Origin of the sequence: Catellatospora tritici, from assembly GCF_019083965.1 — a bacterium.
GTDB classification, from domain to species: domain Bacteria; phylum Actinomycetota; class Actinomycetes; order Mycobacteriales; family Micromonosporaceae; genus Catellatospora; species Catellatospora tritici.
This window is the reverse complement of record NZ_JAHRCY010000020.1, coordinates 64,177-83,882: the sequence shown is the minus strand read 5'-3', so window position 1 is coordinate 83,882 and position 19,706 is coordinate 64,177. Positions and strand designations below refer to the sequence as shown.

Sequence of the window (19,706 nt, the reverse complement as noted above, 5' to 3'; positions counted from 1 at the left end):
CGATCAGGGTCGGGTGAAGAGCAGGGCGACGTTGTGCCCGCCGAAGCCGAACGAGTTGTTCAGCGCCGCCGGGATCTGCAGCGGACGGGCCTTGTGCGCGGCCACGTCCATCGTCAGGGCGTCGTCCGGGTCGTCGAGGTTGATCGTCGGCGGCACGACGCTGTCGCGGATCGCCAGGATCGTGGCGATCGACTCCAGCGCCCCCGCCGCGCCGAGCAGGTGCCCGGTCATCGACTTCGTCGCGGTCAGCACCGGGTGCTCACCCAGCGCGGCCCGCAGCGCCGCGATCTCGGCGATGTCACCCACCGGGGTGGAGGTGGCATGCGCGTTCACGTGCACCACGTCCGACTTGGCCACGTCGGCGTCGCGCAGCGCCTTGGCGATGGCCCGGGCGGCGCCGGTGCCCTCGGGGTGCGGCTGGACGATGTCGTACCCGTCGGAGGTCATGCCCGCGCCCGCCAGGCGCGCGTAGACCCGCGCCCCCCGGGCCGCGGCATGGTCGGCCCGCTCCAGGATGAGCACGGCCGCGCCCTCACCGAGCACGAAACCGTCCCGGCCCTTGTCCCACGGCCGCGAGGCCTTCTCCGGCTCGTCGTTGCGCGTCGACATGGCGCGCATCGAGGCGAAACCGGCGATGGGCAGCGGGTGGATGACCGCCTCGGTGCCGCCGGCGATCACGACGTCGGCACGACCCGAACGGATCATGTCGAGACCCCACGCGATCGCCTCAGCGCCGGTGGCGCAGGCGCTGGTCGGGGCGTGCACCCCGGCCTGGGCGCCGTACTCCAGCCCGACGTAGGCGGCGGGACCGTTGGGCATGAGCATCGGCACGGTGTGCGGGCTGACCCGCCGCGCGCCGGACGCCTCCAGGATGTCGTCCTGGGCCAGCAGGGTCTGTGCCCCGCCGATGCCCGAACCGACCACGACGCCGAGCCGCTCCGGGTCGATGCCCGCGGCGGCCAGGCCGGAGTCGGCCCACGCCTCGGCGGCGGCGATCAGCGCCGTCGCCTCGGACCGGTCCAGCCTGCGCAGCTTCACGCGGTCGATGACCTCGATCGGCTCCACCGCCAGTTGCGCGGCGATCTTCACGGGCAGCAGCTCGGCCCACTCCTGGGTCATCTTGCTGACCCCGGAGCGGCCGGCCAGCATCGCGTCCCAGGTGGACGCGACATCCCCGCCGAGCGGGGACGTCGCGCCCAGACCAGTGACGACAACGTCAGGCTTGGTCACGTCAGTTCTCGCAAACTTCAGGAGTTGGCGACGATGAAGGAGACAGCGTCACCGACGGTCTTCAGGTTCTGGACCTCGTCGTCCGGGATCTTCGCGCCGAACTTCTCCTCGGCGGCCACGACGACCTCGACCATGGAGAGCGAGTCGACATCGAGGTCCTCGGTGAACGACTTCTCCTCGGAGACGTCGTCGGGGTTCACGCCGGCGACCTCTTCGAGGATCTCGGCCAGGCCGCTGACGACCTCTTCACGAGTAGCCATGGATCTGTGTTTCCCTTCGGGTTGGTGGTTTCGATCCGTTCCCGCGAGCGCGGGTCGGTCGTACTAGGGGCAGCGGATGACCTGACCGGCATAGGTCAGGCCGCCGCCGAAGCCGACGAGCAGCACCGGCGAGCCGGACTTCACCTCGCCGCGCTCGATCATCTTCGACAGTGCCAGCGGGATGCTCGCCGCCGAGGTGTTGCCCGACTCGATGATGTCGCGCGACAGCACCGACGGGTCGGCGCCGATCTTGCGGGCGAGCGGCTCGATGATGCGCAGGTTGGCCTGGTGCGGGACGAAGCCGCCCAGGTCGGCGGGGGAGACCCCGGCCTTCTCACAGGCCTGCAGCGCGATGGACGGCGCGGTGCCGGTGGCCCAGCGGAAGACCTTCTGGCCCTCCTGCACGATGTACGGCTGCCAGCCCTCGATCGCGATCGCGTCGCTGGGCTCCGAACCCCACACCACGGGGCCGACGCCGGGCTCCTCGCCCTCGGCGGTGGCCGTCACCACTGCGGCACCCGCGCCGTCGGCGAAGATCACGCAGGTGGACCGGTCGGACCAGTCGGTGATCTGCGACAGCTTCTCCGCGCCGATGACGATCGCGTGCCGGGCCGCGCCCGCGCGGATCGCGTGGTCGGCGTTGGCCAGCGCGTACGAGAAGCCCGAGCAGGCCGTGTTCAGGTCGAACGCGGCGGCGCCGTTGATGCCGAGCTTGTCGGCGACCCGGCAGGCCACGTTCGGGCTGCGGTCGATCGAGGAGCAGGTCGCCACGATCACCAGGTCGATGTCGGCGGCGGTCAGGCCCGAGGCGGCCAGTGCCTTCTCGGCGGCGAACCCGGCCATGTCGGCGACGGTCTCGGAGTCGGCGATGCGCCGCTCCTTGATGCCGACCCGTGACTGGATCCACTCGTCGTTGGTGTCGACCATCTGCGCCAGATCGTCGTTGGTGACGACCCGTGCGGGCTGGTAGTGCCCGAAGGCCAGGACCTTGCTGCCAGTGGCGGTGGTGCTCATGCGTGCTCTCCCGACGGGCTCGAACCGTGCCGGGCGATCAGGTCGCGGGCAGCGGCCAGGTCGTCCGGGGTGTTCAGGTTGACGATCTCGGGGGTACCGGTCTTCAGCTCGCGCTTGACCAGACCCGTAAGCGTGCCCGCGGGCGCCAGCTCGATCACGGCGGTCACGCCGAGGTCGGCCAGGGCGCGCATGCACAGGTCCCAGCGCACCGGCGAGGTGACCTGGCGGACCAATCGGCTGAGCACCTCGGCACCCTCGGTGACGGCCGCACCGTCAGCGTTGGACAGCAGCTGGCGCTGCGGCTGCGCGGGGGTGACCGCGGCAGCGGCAGCGGTGAGCCCGGCCTGGGCCGGGGCCATGAACGGAGTGTGGAACGCGCCCGCGACCTGCAGCTTGATCACGCGGGTCCGGGCGGGCGGCGCGGCGGCGAACGCGTCCAGCGCGCTCAGCGCACCCGCGGCGACGATCTGCCCGGCGCCGTTGCGGTTGGCCGGGTAGAGGCCGTGCTCGTCCAGTGCGGCGAGGATCTCGGCCTCGTCGCCGCCGAGGATGGCGGCCATGCCGGTGGGCTCCACGGCGCAAGCCGCGGCCATCTCCCGGCCGCGCACTCCGGCCAGCGTGATCGCCGACTCCGGGGTGAGCACGCCCGCCAGCGTGGCGGCGCCGAGCTCGCCGACGCTGTGGCCGGCGACGACCGACACGTCCGCCATCGGCAGGTGGTCTGCGGCGAGCAGCGCCGCGGCCACCAGCAGCGGCTGGGTCTTCGCAGTGTCCTTGATCTCTTCAGCATCCGCCTCGGTGCCCAGATGCACCAAATCCACCCCGGCGAGGTCGGACCACGAGCGCAGGCGCGCCTCGGCTCCCTCGAGGGCGAGCCACGGCTTGAGGAAACCTGGTTTCTGGGCACCCTGGCCCGGGGAGAGTACGGCGAGCACGTATTCCACCCTGAGGGATCTCGGCCGGGCGCGCCGTTGCCGGGGATGACTAAATCCTCCTACCGTTGTTGTCGGTAGTCGACAAAGATCGGCGAGTAGGCGCGGAATTCTGTCCTGGTTTAGGGGCTCTTGGAGTGCTGTTCTCCCTGCGTACCAGGCTCCAGGCGGCCCAACGCGAGGGCGATTTTGAGCGTGAAAGCGTCACGGGGAGTCAGCGGTGCGAACCCTGTGACCTCAGCCACTCGACGCAGGCGGTAACGCACAGTGTTCGGGTGTACGAACAGGGCGCGTGCCGTCGCCTCCAGAGCCCCACCGTGGATCAGGAACGAGTCCAGCGTCTCCAACAGCTCACCACTGGTGCGCGCCAGCGCCCCGTACGCCGAGTGGCGCAGGATGCGCCGGGCCTCCCCGTCCCCCGCCAGGGCCCGCTCGGCCAGCAGGTCGTCGGCGTTGACCGGCCGGGGCGCCGCGGGCCAGGCCGGGGCCGCCCGGTAGCCCGCCATCGCCGCCCGCGCCGACTCGGTGGCCGCCTCCAGCGCGGGCACCGCCGGGCCCACCACCACCGGGCCCGGCCCGAACGCGGGCAGCAGCTTGCCCGCCGCCGCCAGCGGATCCACCGCCCCGCCGACCACCACCACCAGCCGATCCCCGTGTACGCCGCCGAGCACCTCGACATCGGCGCGCCGCGCCGCCCGGTGCACCCCGTGCAGCACCACCGCCGCCTCCCCGCCCGGGGAGCGGCCCACGACGACCACCACCGGTGGCGCGTCGGTCCAGCCCAGCGCCGCCGCCCGGCTGGCCAGCACGTCGGCGGAGTCGCCGCGTAGCAGCGCGTCGACCAGCAGTGCCTGCAGCCGCGCGTCCCAGGCGCCGCGCGACTCGGCGGCCCGCGCGTACACCCGCGCGGCCGCGAACGCGACCTCCCGCGAGTACCGCAGCACCGCCTCGCGCAGCTGCTGCTCCTCGCCCTTGACCGCCAGGAACGGCACCTGCTCCTCGACCACGTCGATGGTCACCTTGATCAGCGCGACCGTCTGCTGCAGGTTGATGCTGCGTGCCAGCGCCCGCGGCGCGACGTCGAACACCTCGTCGGAGACCGCCTGCGGGCCGCCGCTGCTGCCGCCCTGGCGCAGCCAGTTCACCAGCGACTGCACGCCCGCCTGAGCCACCAGCATGACCCAGGAACGCTGGTCGGCGGGCAGCTCGCGGAACCAGGGCAGCGTCTCGTCCATGCGCGACACGCTCGCGGTGGCCAGCGCTCCGGCGGCGCGCTCGATCTGGCGCAGCGTCGCGGCGAGCGGCTCCGGCCGCGCGAGGGTCATGCGCCAATGATAGGTAGCCGCCCGTGCCCCAACCCCGATCACGCCGCCACCCACCCGGTCCACCCCAATCGCTGACCGCGGTCCGGTCCACCCATATCGCTGACCGCGGTTCGGCGCGACGCTGGCTGCGGTCCGGAGCGACGCTGACTGCGGTCCGGCGCGACGCGCTGGCTGCGGTCCGGCGCGACGCGCTGACGGCAGGTGACGATGGCGGCCGACGATCTTCGGGCGCGGAGGCAGCTCATGGCCCGTGCAGCGTTTTGACTGGAGACCGTGATCTTCGTGGGTGCTGTGCCGGGTGCCGTCGTGGGTGATCGTCGTTTCCGGTCAGAATCCGGGTTTTCGGCCATGGCCTGTGCAGCGAAGTGACCGGAGACCGCGATCTTCGGGGCTGTTCCGGTCGATGATCGCCGTCGTCGGTCAAAAGGGCGTCCTACAGCCGAGATAGTGACCGAAGACGGCGATCATCGTTGGCCGCCAGCCGCCAGCCGCCAGCCGCCAGCCGCCAGCCGCCAGCCGGGTCGGGTCGGCGGCTGGGGGCGTCAGGGCTGGTCGTGGTGTGGGGGAGCGGGTGAGGCGGGATCGCCGAGGGTGGGGGTGTGCAGAGTCGGGGCGGTGAGCGCGCTCATGGGGTGGGACTCGTCGGCGGGGTACGCGGGTGAGGCGGGATCGGCCGGTGCCGGGGTGGCGTGGCGGCGGGTGAGCCAGACGGCGAGTACGACGATGCCGACGATCACGGCCAGGCCCGCGACGCCGCCGACGGCCGCGACGACCACCCACGGGAACGCCGGTCCGTCCTCGGCGACCGCGCGCAGCCGGTTGTCCTCGCCGAGGCTGAGGCGCCAGGTGACCTTGCGTCCGTCCACCTGGGCGCGCGAGTCGTGCTCGACGATGTCGCCCGGGAAGGTGAGCGCGATGGTGATCTGGATGCCGCTCAGGAACGGCCGCGCCAGTTCGGCCTGCGGGCCGAGGTCGCTGGCGCCGGTCTTGAGGTCGGCGGTGAAGGTGTACTTCCCGTTCGCGTGCTCGATCCGCGGGGCGCCCGCCGCGCCGGAGTTGAACGCCGCGAAGGACAGGTCGTCGTAGATGATCTTCTTGCCGTAGAACTTCCCGTCGTCGTACACCTCGGTCCGGGAGCCCTTGGGCAGGTCCTTGACGCTGTCCCCGGCGCTGTCGAACGCCTCCTGGGGGCTCTTGCCGCTCATCGACAACAGTGAGCGGTCCAGCGCGACGATGGCCGTCCCGTCCAGGGTGTCGTTGCTGTTGACGGTGAGGTCCATGTCGAGCTTCATGCAGCCGGACAGGCCGAACGCGACGAGCGCGAGGGCGGCCAGGGCGCGGATTGGTCGGCGGAGCTGTGGCATCGCGTCAGTATCCGCCGACCCGACCGGGACCGGAAGCGGCGGCTAGACGCGGCGGCGGATGAGGTACGCGATGGCGAAGACGCCGATCGCGATGACCACCACGACCGCGCCGTTGAGCCCCACGAACTTCTGCCAGTCGCCGACCATCGCCTCGATGTCGGGCTCGGCCTGCGGGGTCTCGACGATGCCGCCGCCGCCACCGCCCTCGTTCAGGCCGGGGGTGCCCAGCGCCACACCGGCGGCGCGCAGGCTCGACGGCATGCTGAGGCGGCCGTAGAACCACGCCGCGGTGACCTTGCGCTTGTCGGGCTGGGCCTGGGGCCGGAAGACGCGGGGGCCGCCCGCGGCCATCGGGTAGAGGTCGTAGCTCTGCTTGACCGCGCCGTTGACCGTGGTGACCACGGTGAACTTGGGGCCGAGCTTGTCGGCGGCGGGCGCCTTGAGCGCGGAGGTACGGCTGGCCAGCCAGTCGACCTCGCTGATCACCAGCGCGAACACGCGCTGGTTGGCGGCCGAGCTGATGGTCAGCGGGGCGGTGATGCCGTCGCCGGTGATGGTGATGGTCTTCAGGTCGGGCGAGGGGCTGGGCTTGGCCGACGGCCGGGGTGGCGGCTTCGGGGCCGGGCTCGGCGCCGACGCGTGCGCCGCCGGGGCGCTCGCCAGCAGCAGGAATGCGGTGAACATCCCTGCGATGATCTTCCGGCGGATGCTCCGGCCCATACTTGCCCCGTTCGCTGTACGACCTCGGCCCGCCCGAGGGGTGGGCGGTTTCACCTGAGACCCGCCCGGCGGGACGGGTCGCGTGTCACCTGAACCCACCCGGGGGTGGGTGGCGTCACCTGAGAACAGTGTGACTGGTGATACCAGTCAAAGACCCGCGCGGAGGGCGTCAGGTTGCCGAATGGATAGTCACGTTTAGGACACGAAATCCGGATGGGGCTCCGTTCTGGACGGCGCGTGATCGTGACATGTGCCACGGGTGACGATCGAACGCGGGAGGGAAAGGACGTCCGTCCGGGAACCAATCGCCGGGTACCGTCGACCAACCGCGGACAGACCTGCCCGATCGAGTGGAGAACGACGTGACCAACCCCGTCCAGCGCACCCGCACCTGGGCATACGCCCTCGTGGCAGCCGTGGCGGCCGCCCTGCTGGCGCTGGTGGCGCAGCCTGCCTGGGCGCACAATTCGCTGGTGTCGGCGTCCCCGGCCAAGAACGCGGCGCTGACCGCCCCGCCCGCCCAGGTGACGCTGAAGTTCCTGGCCACGCTCAAGAAGGACGGCGCGAAGCTCACCGTGACCGGCCCGGACGGCGCGAGCGCGGCGGACGCTCCGGCGATCAGCGGCAAGACCATCTCGGCGAAGTTCTCCGGGACGACCGGGGGCGCGTACCAGGTGGCCTACGAAGTGTCTTCGGAGGACGGCCACGTGGTGCAGGGCAGCTACACGTTCACGCTGGCGGGGCAGCCCAGCCCGGCGCCGGTCACGGAGTCGGCGACCGTACCCAGTGCCTCGCCCAGCACCGCCGCACCCGGTTCGCCCAGCCCCGCGCAGGCGCAGCCGAACAGCGGCGACGACAAGCCGTGGTGGCCCTGGATCGGCGGGGCGGTGGTGGCTGGTCTGCTCGTCGGTGGACTGCTCAACTTGGTCAAGCGGCGACGGGGTCAGGCCTGACGGCCGTACCGAGCGAAGAAGGGCCCGCCGGTGACACCGGCGGGCCCTTTCTCGTCCGTGATCAGGACGCGGGGGTCAGCTTCGCCAGGCGGGCGAGCGTACGCTCGCGGCCCAGCACCTCCAGCGACTCGAACAGCGGCAGGCCGACCGACCGGCCGGTCACCGCGACCCGCACGGGCGCCTGCGCCTTGCCCAGCTTGAGCCCATGCGCCTCACCGACCGTGACCAGCGTGTTCTTGATCGACTCGGCGTCCCAGGACGGCAGGTCCCGCAGCGCCGCGGTCACGTCGGGCAGGATGCCCGCGTCCTTGGCCGCCTTGGCCCAGGCCGCCTCGTCCAGCAGCGGCTCGTCCAGGAACAGGAAGTCCACGTAGGAGACCACCTCGGACAGCAGCGCGATGCGGGTCTGCACCAGCTCGGCCACCTGCGCGAACACCGCCGGGTCGTACTTCGCCGGGTCCCACGGCGGCGCGACGATGCCGTACCCCCGGTCGGCCCGCTCCTGCTCGGTCGGGAACGGCCCGGTCAGCCACGGCGCGCACGCGTCGGTGAACTCGGCCACGCTCATCGCCCGGATGTACTCGCCGTTGAACGCGCGCAGCTTCTTCTCGTCGAAGAACGCCGAGGACGGGTTGACCTGCTCCAGGCGGAACTCGTCCTCGATCACCGACCAGGGCACGATCTCGCGGTCGCCCGAGGGCGCCCAGCCCAGCAGCATCAGGTAGTTGCGCATGGCGGCGGCGAGGTAGCCCTCGTCGCGGTACATCTCCAGGGCCACCTTGTCGCGGCGCTTGGACAGCTTCTGCCGCTTCTCGTTGACCACGACCGGCACGTGCGCCCAGACCGGCGGCTCGTGCCCGAGCGCCTGCCACAGCAGCTGCTGCTTGGGCGTGTTGGGCAGGTGCTCCTCGGCCCGGATCACGTGGGTGATCCCCATGGTCACGTCATCGACCACGTTGGCCAGCAGGAACACCGGCGAGCCGTCGCCACGAGCGATGACGAAGTCCTCGATCAGCTTGTTCTCGAAGGTGGGCTCGCCCCGGATCAGGTCGACGACCTTGGTCACGCCCTCGTCGGGGGTACGGAAGCGCAGCGCGCGCCCCTCGCCCGGGGTCAGGCCGCGGTCGCGGCAGAAGCCGTCGTACCCGGAGAACTTGTTCTCGGTGCGGGCCTGCACGTCGTCGCGAGTGCAGTCGCAGTAGTACGCCCGGCCCGCGTCGAACAGCTGCTGGGCGGCCTTGGTCTGCTCGGCGAGGTACGACGACTGGAACAGCGGCCCCTCGTAGGTGTCGCGGGCGATGCCGATCCACTCCAGCGCCGAGAGGATGCCCTCGGTCCACTCGGGGCGGTTGCGCGCGGCATCGGTGTCCTCGATGCGCAGCACGAACACGCCGCCGTGCTGCTTGGCGTAGACCGCGTTCTGCAGGGCTGACCGGGCGCCACCGACATGGAACATGCCGGTGGGAGATGGGGCGAATCGCACACGTACCGTCACGGTCTCCAGGGTACGGCGCCACCCCCGTCCCCCCGCCACGAGGTTATCGGCCCGCCCCGCCGACCCGCGATCGGCCGCCGACCGCACCGGTAAAGGAGCGTGGCATCGCGCAGCGATGTAGCGACGCGCCGGTGCGGTCGGCTTCAAAGGCCGATCGCCGCGCCCGCGAAGGCGGGCGCCAGCAGTAGAGCCGATCGCCGCGCCCGCGAAGGCGGGCGCCAGCAGTAGAGCCGATCGCCGCCCCCGCGAAGGCGGGCGCAATGTAATAGTTTTCCACCGGAAGGAGCGTGGCAGATGCGCGCGGAGTACGTGGAGATCACATCCGAGGACGAGCTGCGCGAGCTGCTGGGCGAGCCGCAGCCCCGGTCGGTGGCCAAGGAGCGGACCCGGTTGCACGAGATGGACCGGCGATGGCTGGCCGCGGCGCCGTTCTGCCTGGTGGCGACCGCGAACGCGGACGGCACCTGCGACGTGTCACCCAAGGGCGACCCGGCCGGGTTCGCCCACGTCGTCGACGACACCACCATCGCGCTGCCGGAGCGGCCGGGCAACCGCCGCGCGGACGGCTTCCGCAACGTGCTGGCCAACCCGCACGTCGGGCTGCTGTTCGTGATCCCGGGGCGCACCGACACGCTGCGCATCAACGGGCGGGCCAGACTGCTGCGCGACGCCCCGTTCTTCGATCAGATGATCGTGAAGGGGCACCGGCCGCAGCTGGCCCTGCTGGTGGAGATCGAGCAGGTCTTCCACCACTGCCCGAAGGCGTTCCTGCGCTCGCGCCTGTGGCAGCACGAGGACTGGAACCCCGACGCGGTGCCCCCGCACCCGGAGATCATCAAGAGCGTCCAGTACACCGTCGAGACGCTGGAGGAGCTGCGGGAGTACTACGGCCCCTCGTACGCCGAGAAGCTGTACGTCACGCCCAAGCCCTAGGGCTGGACCTTGGCCGCCGCGGGCTCGGCTCCGGCCGGGACCTGTGGCTTCGGCTGCGGCGAGCGGACCAGCAGCACCACGGCCACGCCCTGGGTGCGCTGCTCGAACTGCGCGGTGAACTCGGTGCGCATCAGCTCGGCGCGAGTGGCGGGCAGCCAGCCGTACAGGTTCGTGTCCGGGGCCGAGGTGACCAGCCACAGCCGCCGTACGCCCCGCGCGCAGGCCACCGGGTCGGTGCACTCCACCGCGTTGAAGGTGCCGGCGGCCTGGGCCGGGACGCTGACGAACACGTCCTTCGGCGCGGTCACGTCGCGCAGCTCGAAGGCCATGCCGCGGCGGAACACCCGAGGTCCGCCGTGCGAGGTGCCGCCATAGGCGATGGCGTCGCCGGGCTCCAGCCGTGCCTTGATGATCTGCGCGGCGGTGCGCAGGTCGGCCTGGTTGCCCGCGGGCAGCGTACGCGCGTCGAGCTGACCGGGCAGCGCCAACGCGCCCAGCGCGGCCAGACTCGCCGCCACCACGGCCCAGGCCCGCCCGCTGCGCGGGGTGACCGGCGCGAACCGGCCCTTGGCGGCGGCGACGAACGCGGTCACGCCCAGCGCCGCGCCCCGCCGCAGCGTGACGGCGGCCAGCAGCACCCACGCGGGCAGCGTGAACAGCAGATACCGCGACAGCATCAGGTTCACCACGGGTGTGGCCGCCAGCACCAGGGCGGGGGGCAGCAGCGCCCAGGCCAGCAGCAGCCGCCGGCGCGGGTCGCCCAGCCGGATCGCCAGCACACCCAGCGCCAGCACCAGCAGGCCGACGGTGAGTGAGCCGAAGACCGCGGTGACGAACGAGCGGATCGACTCCTCCCGGGTCTCGATCCAGCCGATCTGGCGGCTCTGCCCCCTGCCCAGCAGCAGCAGTGGCACCACCGGCAGGCCGCCGCAGAAGGCGGCCACGGTCCAGTTGCGCAGGGCGACCAGGCGCGGCGCGGCGGTGGCCAGGACCGCGAGCGCGTGCACGCCGAGCACCGTCAGCGCGACCAGGTGCGACCAGCCGATCAAGGTCACCATCAGGGCGTACGGCACCCAGCGGCGCACCAGGTCGGGCCGCTCCAGGGCGCGCAGCAGCAGCAGGGTCGCCCCGGCGGTGGTGGCCAGCGCGAACGCGTACGGCCGGGCCTCCTCGCCGTAGCGCGACACCGACGGCAGCACCGCGAAGAGCATGCCCGCGACCAGGCCGGTGCCGGGCGAGAACAGCCGCCGCCCGAGCGCCCCGAGCAGGCCCGCGGTGACCGCCATCGCCAGGGCCGAGGGCAGTCGCAGGCTGGTGAGGCTGTCCCCGAAGAGGGTGATCCACGCGCGGGTGAACAGGTAGAACGGCGCGAAGACGGCGTCTACGTTGGAGAGCAGGTGCTTCAGGTCGGCGGGGGACAGCGTCGCCGCGTACCAGGTGGCGTACTCGTCGCGCCACAGCGCCCGCCGGTCGTGCCCCAGTAGGACGGCGAGCAGGGTGACGAGCGCGGGGCCCGTGACGGGCAGGCTGCGCGTCAGCCGATTGTCGGCGTGCACGGATAGGCGGGTCACGCGTTGTCTCCTGTGCAGGGCGAATGCGCCGTGGGGCGCGTGAACATGAAAAGTCCTTATTGCGGCAATACACGGGCTTTGGGCCCTTATCGCTTATGTTGGGTCGTTGTGAAGCAGATTGTCAAACGCCTCCTGCCCCGACCCGCGCTGCGTGCCGCGGCGTGCCGTCTTCCGCTGCGCCAGCGGGTCCGCATCGCGAAGCTGCTGGTCGGCGGCTCAGGTAAGGGTCGAGTGCGCAGCCACGGGGTGCCCGCCGTGGCCATCCCCGGCGCCTCCCCGGCCACGGCGTGGCACGGCAACCTGCAGATCGTGCTCGGTCTGCTGGAAGACGAGGGGCTGGACTACTTCTGCGTGCCGCACATCGACCCGCGGTGCAGCGTCGTCGCGGTCGGCGTGGAGCACCGGGCCGCCGTGCTGCGGCTGCTGCGCGGTCAGCCCGCCGCGCCCGGCATGGTGGTGCGTCCCATGGACGGCAACGGCCGCCGCACCAGCCCGCAGCGGTGCCGGGTGGTGCAGGTCTACCAGGCCGTGACCAGCCCCGAGGGCAACGCGCTGCTCGACGGGGCGTACGCCTGCGAGATCGAGTTCTGGGAGACCGTGCAGGGGCCGGGCTGGGACGGCCCGCGCCTGGTCGGACCGCGACCGCACCGCGTCGGCACCGTCGTCAGCGTCGACACGCCGGTCGAGTACGTCCCCGCGCAGCGCCTGTCGCAGTTCATGCCCGCCACGGCCGAACCGCGTTTCCGCAGCCGCGCCGTCTACGCCGAGCCCGGCCCCAACGACGTGCGGTTCCCGATCGACGTCGTCTACACCTGGGTCGACGGCGACGACCCGGCCTGGCTGGCGCGCAAGTCCAACGCGATGGGCGCCGACGACTCGTTCAACGGACTGGCCACCAACGCCTCCCGCTTCACCTCGCGCGACGAGCTGCTCTACTCGATGCGCTCGCTGCACGCCTTCGCGCCCTGGGTGAACCACATCTACCTGGTCACCGACGACCAGGTGCCGTCCTGGCTGGACCTGTCCTCATCGCGGGTCACCCTGGTCACCCACCGGGAGATCTTCGGCGATGTGGGCGTGCTGCCCACGTTCAACTCGCACGCCATCGAGTCGCGGCTGCACCGGGTGCCCGGCCTGTCCGAGCACTTCCTCTACTTCAACGACGACATGATCCTGGGCCGCCCCGTGCTGCCCAGCCAGTTCTTCTTCGCCAACGGGGTGGCCAAGTTCTTCCCGTCCAGCTCGCTGGTCGACCTCAACCCGCCCGCCCCGGCCGACCACCCGGTGGACGTGGCGGCCAAGAACAACCGGCGGCTGATCCAGTCCCGGTTCGGCACGCAGGTCTACCAGAAGATGCGGCACGTGCCGTACCCGCTGCTGCGCAGTGTGCTGGAGGAGATCGAGACCGAGATGCGCGACGAGTCGCACGCGACCGCCTCGCACCAGTTCCGCGACCGCGGCGATCTGTCCATTCCCTCGTCGCTGGCGCACTACTGGGCGCACAGCACCGGACGTTCGGTGCCCGCCGGCATCGCCCACGTCTACATCGACCTGGGCCGCCTGGTCGCGCCGGTGATGCTGGCCCGGCTGGTGCGCCAGCGCAACACCGACGTGTTCTGCCTCAACGACACCAACTCGTCGGTCGCCGACCTCGACGAGCAGGCGCAGATGGTGCGGGAGTTCATGGAGGCGTACTTCCCGTTCAAGGCGCCCTGGGAGCTGACCGGCAACGTGGGCCGGATGGAGCTCACCCAGCAGCGCCGCGAGCCCGACACCGCCCAGCCCAAGGTCACCGCCTGACCGTCCACTCCGGTCCCGGGGTCCAGGCCCCGGGTCCGGGCCCAAGATCGCTCGACTTGCCGGGCAATCGGGGGAAAGAGGGTCCTTGATACGCACGAGTGCCCGGCACCTCCGATGATCTTCGGGTTGCCGGGCACCTGGCGTTCGCGGGGAGGGTCGGTCAGGAGAGGGTTACCGACTGGCCGAGGTCGATCCGGGTGTACTCGGTGTCGCCCTTCCAGTCGATCCAGCGGTCGACGCCGTTCAGGCCGCGCTCGCTGAGCATGGCGTCGTGGATGGAGTGGGCCCGCTGCGGCTTGACCGCCCGGACGAAGTCCAGCATCCCGGCCATGGTGAACCACGGGCCCGACGTCGGCACCAACAGCGTGCGGACCTGCTGCTGCGGCACGAAGAACGAGTCGCCTGGGTGGTAGACGTCGCCCGCCACGACGAACCCGACATTGGCGCAGCCCGGCAGGCCCTCGTAGATCTCGGCGTGCAGGCCGCCGACGACCTCCACCGGCAGCCCCGCCGCGGTGACCGTGTCGCCCACGGCGACCTTGACCACCGTCGCACCGCGCTCGCCGAGCTGGGACGCGATCGGGTCGGGGGCGTAGACGCGCAGGTCCGGATCGGCCGCCGCCGCGGCGGCGACGCGGTCGACGTCGATGTGGTCGGCGTGCTCGTGCGTGACGAGCACCGCGTTCGCCCCGGTCAGCGCTTCGTCCTCGCTCCACGTGCCCGGGTCGATCACCAGCACCTGGCCGTCGTGCTCGATCCGGACGCAGGCGTGGGTGTACTTGATCAGACGCATGCGGCTCACAGTAGCTCGAATGCCTGCTGCCGCTTGGCCAGTTCGCCGCGCAGCGCCTCGGCGTACGGGTGCAGCTCCGCGTCCAGCCGCAGCGCCTGCTCGGGCGTCACCACCACCGTGGCCTGCTGGAACGGGGCCGCCTTGAGCAGGTCGTGGCGCCGCCCCGGCGCCGGGTGGCTGCTGAACAGGGAGGCGTAGGTGCGGTTGGACAGCTGCAGCAGCCGCCCGGTACGCCCGGCGTGCCGTTCGCGCGCCGCGGCCAGCCCGGCCCGCCAGCGGGCCAGCGCCTCGCCCGGTTCGACCCGGCCGTCGACCACCGGCAGGATCACCGGCAGCAGCACCAACTGCTCGGTCAGCCGCTGCGCCGCAAGGCTTCCCGCGGCTCGGGCGCCACCCAGGTCGGCCAGTGCCTCGTCGCGACGGCTGACCCGCTCGGCCAGCAGGTTCATGGCGAAGTGCGCGCTGTACAGCAGCCAGCACAGCAACCCGCCGACCAGCTGCCACACGCCGATGACCAGGGCGTAGGCGCCGCGCAGGTGCAGCTCCAGGGCGTCGCGCCGGGGCGGCCGCAGGGCGCGGGCGAGCCGCCCGAACATCGTCCGCGCGGGCATGGTCAGCAGGGCCCGCCGACTGTCGCGGTGGGTGAAATGGCTCAGCTCGTGGGCCAGCAACGCCACCGTCTGCTGCGGATCCAGCGCCACCAGCAACGGGATGCCCAGCCCCAGCACCCGGCGCCCGCGCAGACCGGCGACGGCGGTCCAGGCCTCGGCCCGCTCGGTCAGCGCCACATGGTCGGGCATGGGCGCGCCGACGGCCGCGGCCGTACGCGTGATCAGCGCGAACAGTTCCGGTTGCTTGTCCGCCGACAGCGGGTACGTGTCGTGCGTGACATCCGTCAACCGGGTGACCCGGGGCCGCAGCGCGTAGGCCGCCGCGATCAGCAGCAGCCCGAGCAGGATCGGCGGAAAGAACCCACCGCTGACCGCGATCAGCCAGGCCCCCGCGGCGACCGCGGCCAGCGGGATGAGCAGCAGCAGTGCCGAGACGCCGACCAGCACCACGGTCTGCGGGCGCAGCGACTGTCGCGCCTGGACCGTGGCCAGTTCCCGGACCAGCCGGGCGTGGGAGGCGAAGCCGAGGTGGCGCTCCCGCCGGTGCAGCCACCGGAACAGCCAGATCACGCCCAGCGGCGCCGGGAAGTGGGCGAGGTTCCACTCGCACCGCTCGCACCAGGGCGCCGCGTCGTTCTCGCTGACCAGGGGGGACTGGCACGCGGGGCACAGGACGGGTGTCGCGGTGTCGGTCTTGGCGAAGGGCACGAGGCAGTTTGATCACCGCGTGCCGCGCTGTCAATGCCGGGCGGCCCAGAGCATGCCGCGCTCGGTGAGGGTACGGATCGCCGGCACGTCCAGATCGGGCAGGTGGTGCCCGACGGTGGACACGAAGATCCGCCCGGCGCCCCACTGTCGCGTCCACACTGCCGGGTGGGTCACCGGCTCGTGCCAGGGCTCGCCGTCCTCGACCGGGAAGGTGATGGTGGCCAGCACGTCGTTGAGCGGGTCGGCGAGCAGCCAGTAGCGCTCGGTGTCCAGCTCTACCCGGTCGATCCCGGCCACGATCGGGTGGTCGGCGCGCTCGGGCCGCACGGTCAGCGTGTGTTTGACGAAGTTCGACGGGTGGCAGACGAACCAGGCGCCGGTCAGCCACTGGTAGCGGCGCTCGGTGAACGCGGCGACGATGCCACCGTGCCACCCGGCCAGCCCGGTGCCCGCCCGTACGGCGTCGTCGAGGTTGCCGGCCCGCTGCGGGGTGAGTGCGTCGCCGCCGGCGGTCCAGCAGTTGACCACCAGGTCGGTGGCGTGCAGCAGGTCGCGGTCGTCGTAGACGGCCAGGTCCTCGGCGATGGTGACGGCGAAGCCCTGCTCCTTGAGGAACGGCAGGAAGCTGTCGGTGGTGCCGACAGGGTCGTGGAACTCGGCCCCGCCCCGGACGATCAACGCGCTGCGCATGCCGGACAGGGTAAGCGCTTACCTGGCGCGAGGGAAAGTGCGGTTCCGACGTTGCTTACCGGTCGGCAGGTAGAGTCGGGGCATGTCGGCGGAACCCCCCACCGCGCCCAAGGTCGGCCTACGCACCCTCTGGCCCTACCTGCGCACCCATCGCTCCTCGCTGCTGCTGGTGGCAGGCCTGTCCCTGATCACGACCCTGGGCACGCTGGCCCAGCCGGTGCTCACCCGCAACGTGATCGACGGGCTGCAGCACGGCACCCCGGTCACCGCCAGCGTCCTCGGGCTGGTCGCGCTGCTGGTGGGCGCCGCCTCGATCAACGGGCTGCGCCACTACCTGCTCCAGCGCACCGCCGAGGGCCTGGTGCTCACCGCACGCCGCCGCCTGGCCGCACACCTGCTGCGCCTGCCCATCGCCGAGTACGACAGCCGCCGCACCGGTGACCTGCTCTCCCGCGTCGGCGCCGACACCACCCTGCTGCGCGCCGTGGTCACCTCCGGCCTGTTCGAGACGGTCACCGGCGCGATCATGGTGGTCGGCGCCGCCACCGCGATGGTGGTGCTGGACCCGGTCCTGTTCGGGGTGACCCTGGTCGGCCTGGTCATCGGCCTGTCCGGCGGCATCTACTTCGCCCGCAAGGTGCGGGGCATGTCCCGGCAGGCCCAGGAGCGCATCGGCGACATGACCGCCGCCGTCGAGCGCTCGATCACCGCCGCGCGCACCATCCGGGCCAGCCGGGCCGAGGCCCGCGAGACCGCCACCGTCACCGACAGCGCCGAGCAGGCCTACCGCGCGGGCGTACGCATCGCGCGACTGCAGGCCATCGTCGAGCCCGCCATGGTGACCACGATCCAGGGCTCGTTCCTGCTGGTCCTGGGCGTCGGCGGGGCCCGCGTGGCCAACGGGACCATCACCGTCGGCGACCTGGTGGCCTTCGTGCTGTTCGTGTTCTTCCTGGTCATGCCGCTGGGGCAGGCGCTCAACGCGTACACGCAGCTGCAGGCCGGGCTCGGGGCGCTGCAGCGGATGGAGGAGGTCCTGGTCATCCCGCTGGAGAGTGAGCAGGCACCGGTCGTGCCGGAGCCGCGTCGCGCCGTCGCGGCCGATGCCCCCGCGATCGAGTTCGACCAGGTCGGCTTCGCGTACGCGGCCCAGGAGGGCACCGAACCCGCACCGGTGCTGCACGAAGTGAGCTTCCGTGCCCCGGCCGGGACCCGCACCGCGCTGGTCGGGCCGTCCGGTGCGGGCAAGTCCACCCTGCTGTCGCTGGTCGAGCGCTTCTACGAGGTCAGCTCCGGCAGCATCCGGGTCGGCGGCACCGACATCCGCGACCTGGACCACGACACCCTGCGGGCCAGACTCGGGTACGTCGAGCAGGAGTCGCCCGTGCTCGCCGGGACCCTGCGCGACAACCTGCGGCTGGCCACACCGGACGCCACCGAGGAGCAGATGCGCCAGGTGCTCGACGCGGTCAACCTCGGCGAGCTGGTCGAGCGCACCCCGCTGGGCCTGGACGCACAGGTCGGCGAGGGTGGGGTGCTGCTGTCCGGCGGCGAGCGCCAGCGCCTGGCCATCGCCCGTACGCTGCTGGCCAGGCCGCCGATCCTGCTGCTCGACGAGCCGACCAGCAACCTGGACGCGCGCAACGAGGCCGCGCTGCGCGCCGCGATCGACACCGTCGCCAGCGGTCGCACGCTGCTGATCGTGGCCCACCGCCTGTCCACGGTGGTCGACGCCGACCAGATCGTGGTGCTCGAACACGGCCGGGTGGTGGCCACCGGCCGCCACGACGAACTGCTGGAGACCAGCCCGCTCTACCGCGAGCTCGCCGCCCACCAGTTCCTGGTCGAACCCCTGGTCGAGGCCGACTGACGCACCACCTCTCGGCGATGATCCGCCGGTGCCGCTCCACCAGCTCGGCCAATTCGGCGTCGATCTGCGCCGCCTGCTCTGCGGCGAGCACCACCGCCGGGTCGGTCGGTGGCTGCGCCGCGAGCATCCGATGGCGCAGCCCGGTCGGCGGGTGCGACGCGAACGGCGACGCCTGCTCGCGCAGCGTCAGTTGGCGCAGGCGGCCCAGGCGTGACGTCCGCTCGGCGCGCGTCAGCTCGACCGACTCGCGCCATTGCGCGGCGCCACCGCCACCGCGTGCGCGGCTGCCCAGGATCGCGGGGAACACGCTGTCGCCGGTGAGCACGTCCAGCAGCGACAGCGCCGCCTCGCTGCCGCCGACTCGGGCGGACAGCGAGTCGGCGTGGTATTCGGCGCGTTGCGACTGGTGGGCGCCGAGCACGTACCAGCCCAGGTCCAGCAGCCAGCAGGCCCGAGAGCAGAGCCACAGCAGCGGCCAGGTGCACAGTTGCGCCAGCCAGGCGACGATCAGCACGAGGCCGCCACGGCCGCGGAACCCGTCGAACAGGTGGTCCGGGTCGAGTAGGTACGCCAGTCGGCCGAAGACGGTGAGCGCGGGTTGGGTGAGCAGGCTGCGGCGATTGTCGTTGTTGACGAAGTGGCCCAACTCGTGGCCGAGCAGGGCCACCCGCTCCTGCGGTCGCAGCACCAGCCACAGCGGCATGCCCAGGGTCAGCACCCGGCGTCGGGACAGGCCGACGACCCACGCGCCGGCGTTTCACTCGGATTCGAGCAGCACATGATGCGGCCGGGGTGCGCCGACCCTGTCGGCCGTCCGGTCGATCAGCGCGAACAGAGCTGGGGCGCGGTCGCGCCGGATCTCGTCGTAGGACTCGCGGACCCTGCTGACCCGACCCAGCCGGGGCCGCAGCTGCACCGCGAGCGCGAGCAGGATCAGCCCGACCATTTTCAACGGCAGCGCGCCCTGCACCAGGAACAGTGCGCCGGTCCCGGCCAGGACGAGCAGTCCGAGCATCACCAGCAGGGAGACCGCGGCCAGGACCGTACCGCTCAGGGTGCGGCCGGGGCAGCCGGGGCCCGCCGCGGCGATCTGTGCGAAATGCTCCTGGTCCAGGCGGTGGCCGAGGCGGTGGGTCCACCTGCGCTGCCAGTTCGTGAGGCGGCCGACCAGGGGGTCCGGCTCCAGCGCGTGGTGGCAGCAGGGGCAGGTCTGCGGCGGGACGCCGATGATCTCCTGGGTGAGCACCGGCGCATCCTGCCAACGCGCGATGACCAGGTCAAGACGGTATTCCGGGCGGGGGACCCGCCCGGCGACGACCGCCCTGGCCTTGCCGATGCTGTGCCGCTACGGGTACGAGCGGTAGATACACCGCGGGGGGACAACCGATGTGGGGTGTGTACAAACCCAAACGGGTGACCCCCCCACAGGGACGGCGG

General features: G+C 71.9%; 17 protein-coding genes and 2 pseudogenes. 5 read left to right on the top strand and 14 right to left on the bottom strand.

What is annotated here, in order from left to right; translation table 11 throughout:
* Positions 1-3: 3 nt before the first annotated feature.
* The 7 genes and pseudogenes from fabF to KUA19_RS33020 all read right to left on the bottom strand — a co-directional run bounded on the left by fabF (position 4) and on the right by KUA19_RS33020 (position 6,809).
* A complete protein-coding gene (fabF, locus tag KUA19_RS33050; RefSeq protein ID WP_217402443.1) occupies positions 4-1,230 on the bottom strand; it encodes a beta-ketoacyl-ACP synthase II in 1,227 nt (408 codons plus the stop codon).
* Positions 1,231-1,247: 17 nt separating this feature from the next.
* Positions 1,248-1,490 carry an acyl carrier protein gene (locus KUA19_RS33045; protein ID WP_212826145.1) on the bottom strand — a complete coding sequence of 81 codons (243 nt, stop codon included), beginning with the start codon at positions 1,488-1,490 and terminating at the stop codon, positions 1,248-1,250.
* A gap of 63 nt (positions 1,491-1,553) precedes the next feature.
* Positions 1,554-2,504, bottom strand: a complete 951-nt coding sequence (locus KUA19_RS33040) for a beta-ketoacyl-ACP synthase III (protein WP_217402441.1) — start codon at positions 2,502-2,504, stop codon at positions 1,554-1,556.
* An 8-nt stretch (positions 2,505-2,512) separates the two neighbouring features.
* Positions 2,513-3,439, bottom strand: a pseudogene (locus KUA19_RS33035) (ACP S-malonyltransferase); the annotation flags it as partial.
* Positions 3,440-3,558: 119 nt separating this feature from the next.
* On the bottom strand, positions 3,559-4,761 hold the full coding sequence (locus tag KUA19_RS33030; RefSeq protein ID WP_217402437.1) for a PucR family transcriptional regulator: 1,203 nt from the start codon (positions 4,759-4,761) through the stop codon (positions 3,559-3,561).
* 542 nt (positions 4,762-5,303) lie between these two features.
* Complete coding sequence (locus KUA19_RS33025; RefSeq protein ID WP_217402435.1) at positions 5,304-6,125, bottom strand: LppM family (lipo)protein; 822 nt, start codon at positions 6,123-6,125, stop codon at positions 5,304-5,306.
* Between the two features lie 42 nt (positions 6,126-6,167).
* Entirely contained in the window at positions 6,168-6,809 is a 642-nt protein-coding gene (locus KUA19_RS33020; protein ID WP_217402433.1) for a hypothetical protein, read from the bottom strand.
* A gap of 398 nt (positions 6,810-7,207) precedes the next feature.
* Between KUA19_RS33020 and KUA19_RS33015 the strand changes: the two genes are divergently transcribed.
* Positions 7,208-7,798, top strand: a complete 591-nt coding sequence (locus tag KUA19_RS33015; protein WP_217402431.1) for a copper resistance CopC family protein — start codon at positions 7,208-7,210, stop codon at positions 7,796-7,798.
* A gap of 61 nt (positions 7,799-7,859) precedes the next feature.
* On the opposite strand, the gene gltX is transcribed toward KUA19_RS33015, so the two are convergent.
* The gene (gltX, locus tag KUA19_RS33010) at positions 7,860-9,293 is read right to left on the bottom strand and encodes a glutamate--tRNA ligase (RefSeq protein ID WP_308167782.1); all 1,434 of its coding nucleotides are present in this window, start codon (positions 9,291-9,293) and stop codon (positions 7,860-7,862) included.
* A 294-nt stretch (positions 9,294-9,587) separates the two neighbouring features.
* On the opposite strand from gltX, the gene KUA19_RS33005 reads away from it, so the two are divergent.
* Positions 9,588-10,226 carry a pyridoxamine 5'-phosphate oxidase family protein gene (locus KUA19_RS33005; RefSeq protein ID WP_217402429.1) on the top strand — a complete coding sequence of 213 codons (639 nt, stop codon included), beginning with the start codon at positions 9,588-9,590 and terminating at the stop codon, positions 10,224-10,226.
* On the opposite strand, the gene KUA19_RS33000 is transcribed toward KUA19_RS33005, so the two are convergent.
* Positions 10,223-11,797, bottom strand: a complete 1,575-nt coding sequence (locus KUA19_RS33000; RefSeq protein WP_217402427.1) for a glycosyltransferase family 39 protein — start codon at positions 11,795-11,797, stop codon at positions 10,223-10,225. The genes KUA19_RS33005 and KUA19_RS33000 overlap by 4 nt on opposite strands.
* Positions 11,798-11,905: 108 nt before the next feature.
* Here KUA19_RS33000 and KUA19_RS44765 point away from each other — a divergent pair, with 108 nt between their 5' ends.
* A complete protein-coding gene (locus tag KUA19_RS44765) occupies positions 11,906-13,597 on the top strand; it encodes a stealth family protein (protein WP_217402425.1) in 1,692 nt (563 codons plus the stop codon).
* A gap of 160 nt (positions 13,598-13,757) precedes the next feature.
* Here the strand turns inward: KUA19_RS44765 and KUA19_RS32990 are convergent, their stop codons facing one another.
* The 3 genes from KUA19_RS32990 to KUA19_RS32980 are packed head-to-tail and all read right to left on the bottom strand — an operon-like array spanning position 13,758 to position 16,399.
* On the bottom strand, positions 13,758-14,390 hold the full coding sequence (locus KUA19_RS32990; protein WP_217402423.1) for an MBL fold metallo-hydrolase: 633 nt from the start codon (positions 14,388-14,390) through the stop codon (positions 13,758-13,760).
* A gap of 5 nt (positions 14,391-14,395) precedes the next feature.
* Entirely contained in the window at positions 14,396-15,709 is a 1,314-nt protein-coding gene (locus KUA19_RS43370) for a M48 family metalloprotease (protein ID WP_217402421.1), read from the bottom strand.
* Positions 15,710-15,739: 30 nt separating this feature from the next.
* Positions 15,740-16,399, bottom strand: a complete 660-nt coding sequence (locus tag KUA19_RS32980; protein WP_217402419.1) for a ThuA domain-containing protein — start codon at positions 16,397-16,399, stop codon at positions 15,740-15,742.
* 82 nt (positions 16,400-16,481) lie between these two features.
* Between KUA19_RS32980 and KUA19_RS32975 the strand changes: the two genes are divergently transcribed.
* A complete protein-coding gene (locus KUA19_RS32975; protein WP_217402417.1) occupies positions 16,482-18,269 on the top strand; it encodes an ABC transporter ATP-binding protein in 1,788 nt (595 codons plus the stop codon).
* 28 nt (positions 18,270-18,297) lie between these two features.
* Positions 18,298-18,483 (top strand): hypothetical protein, encoded by a 186-nt coding sequence (locus tag KUA19_RS32970; RefSeq protein ID WP_217402415.1) that lies wholly within the window; start codon positions 18,298-18,300, stop codon positions 18,481-18,483.
* Here the strand turns inward: KUA19_RS32970 and KUA19_RS45070 are convergent.
* Positions 18,451-18,972: pseudogene (locus KUA19_RS45070) on the bottom strand (M48 family metalloprotease); the annotation flags it as partial. The gene KUA19_RS32970 and the pseudogene KUA19_RS45070 sit on opposite strands and share 33 nt — an antisense overlap.
* A 54-nt stretch (positions 18,973-19,026) precedes the next feature.
* Complete coding sequence (locus KUA19_RS32960; protein WP_217402413.1) at positions 19,027-19,515, bottom strand: M48 family metalloprotease; 489 nt, start codon at positions 19,513-19,515, stop codon at positions 19,027-19,029.
* Between the last annotated feature and the right edge of the window lie 191 nt (positions 19,516-19,706).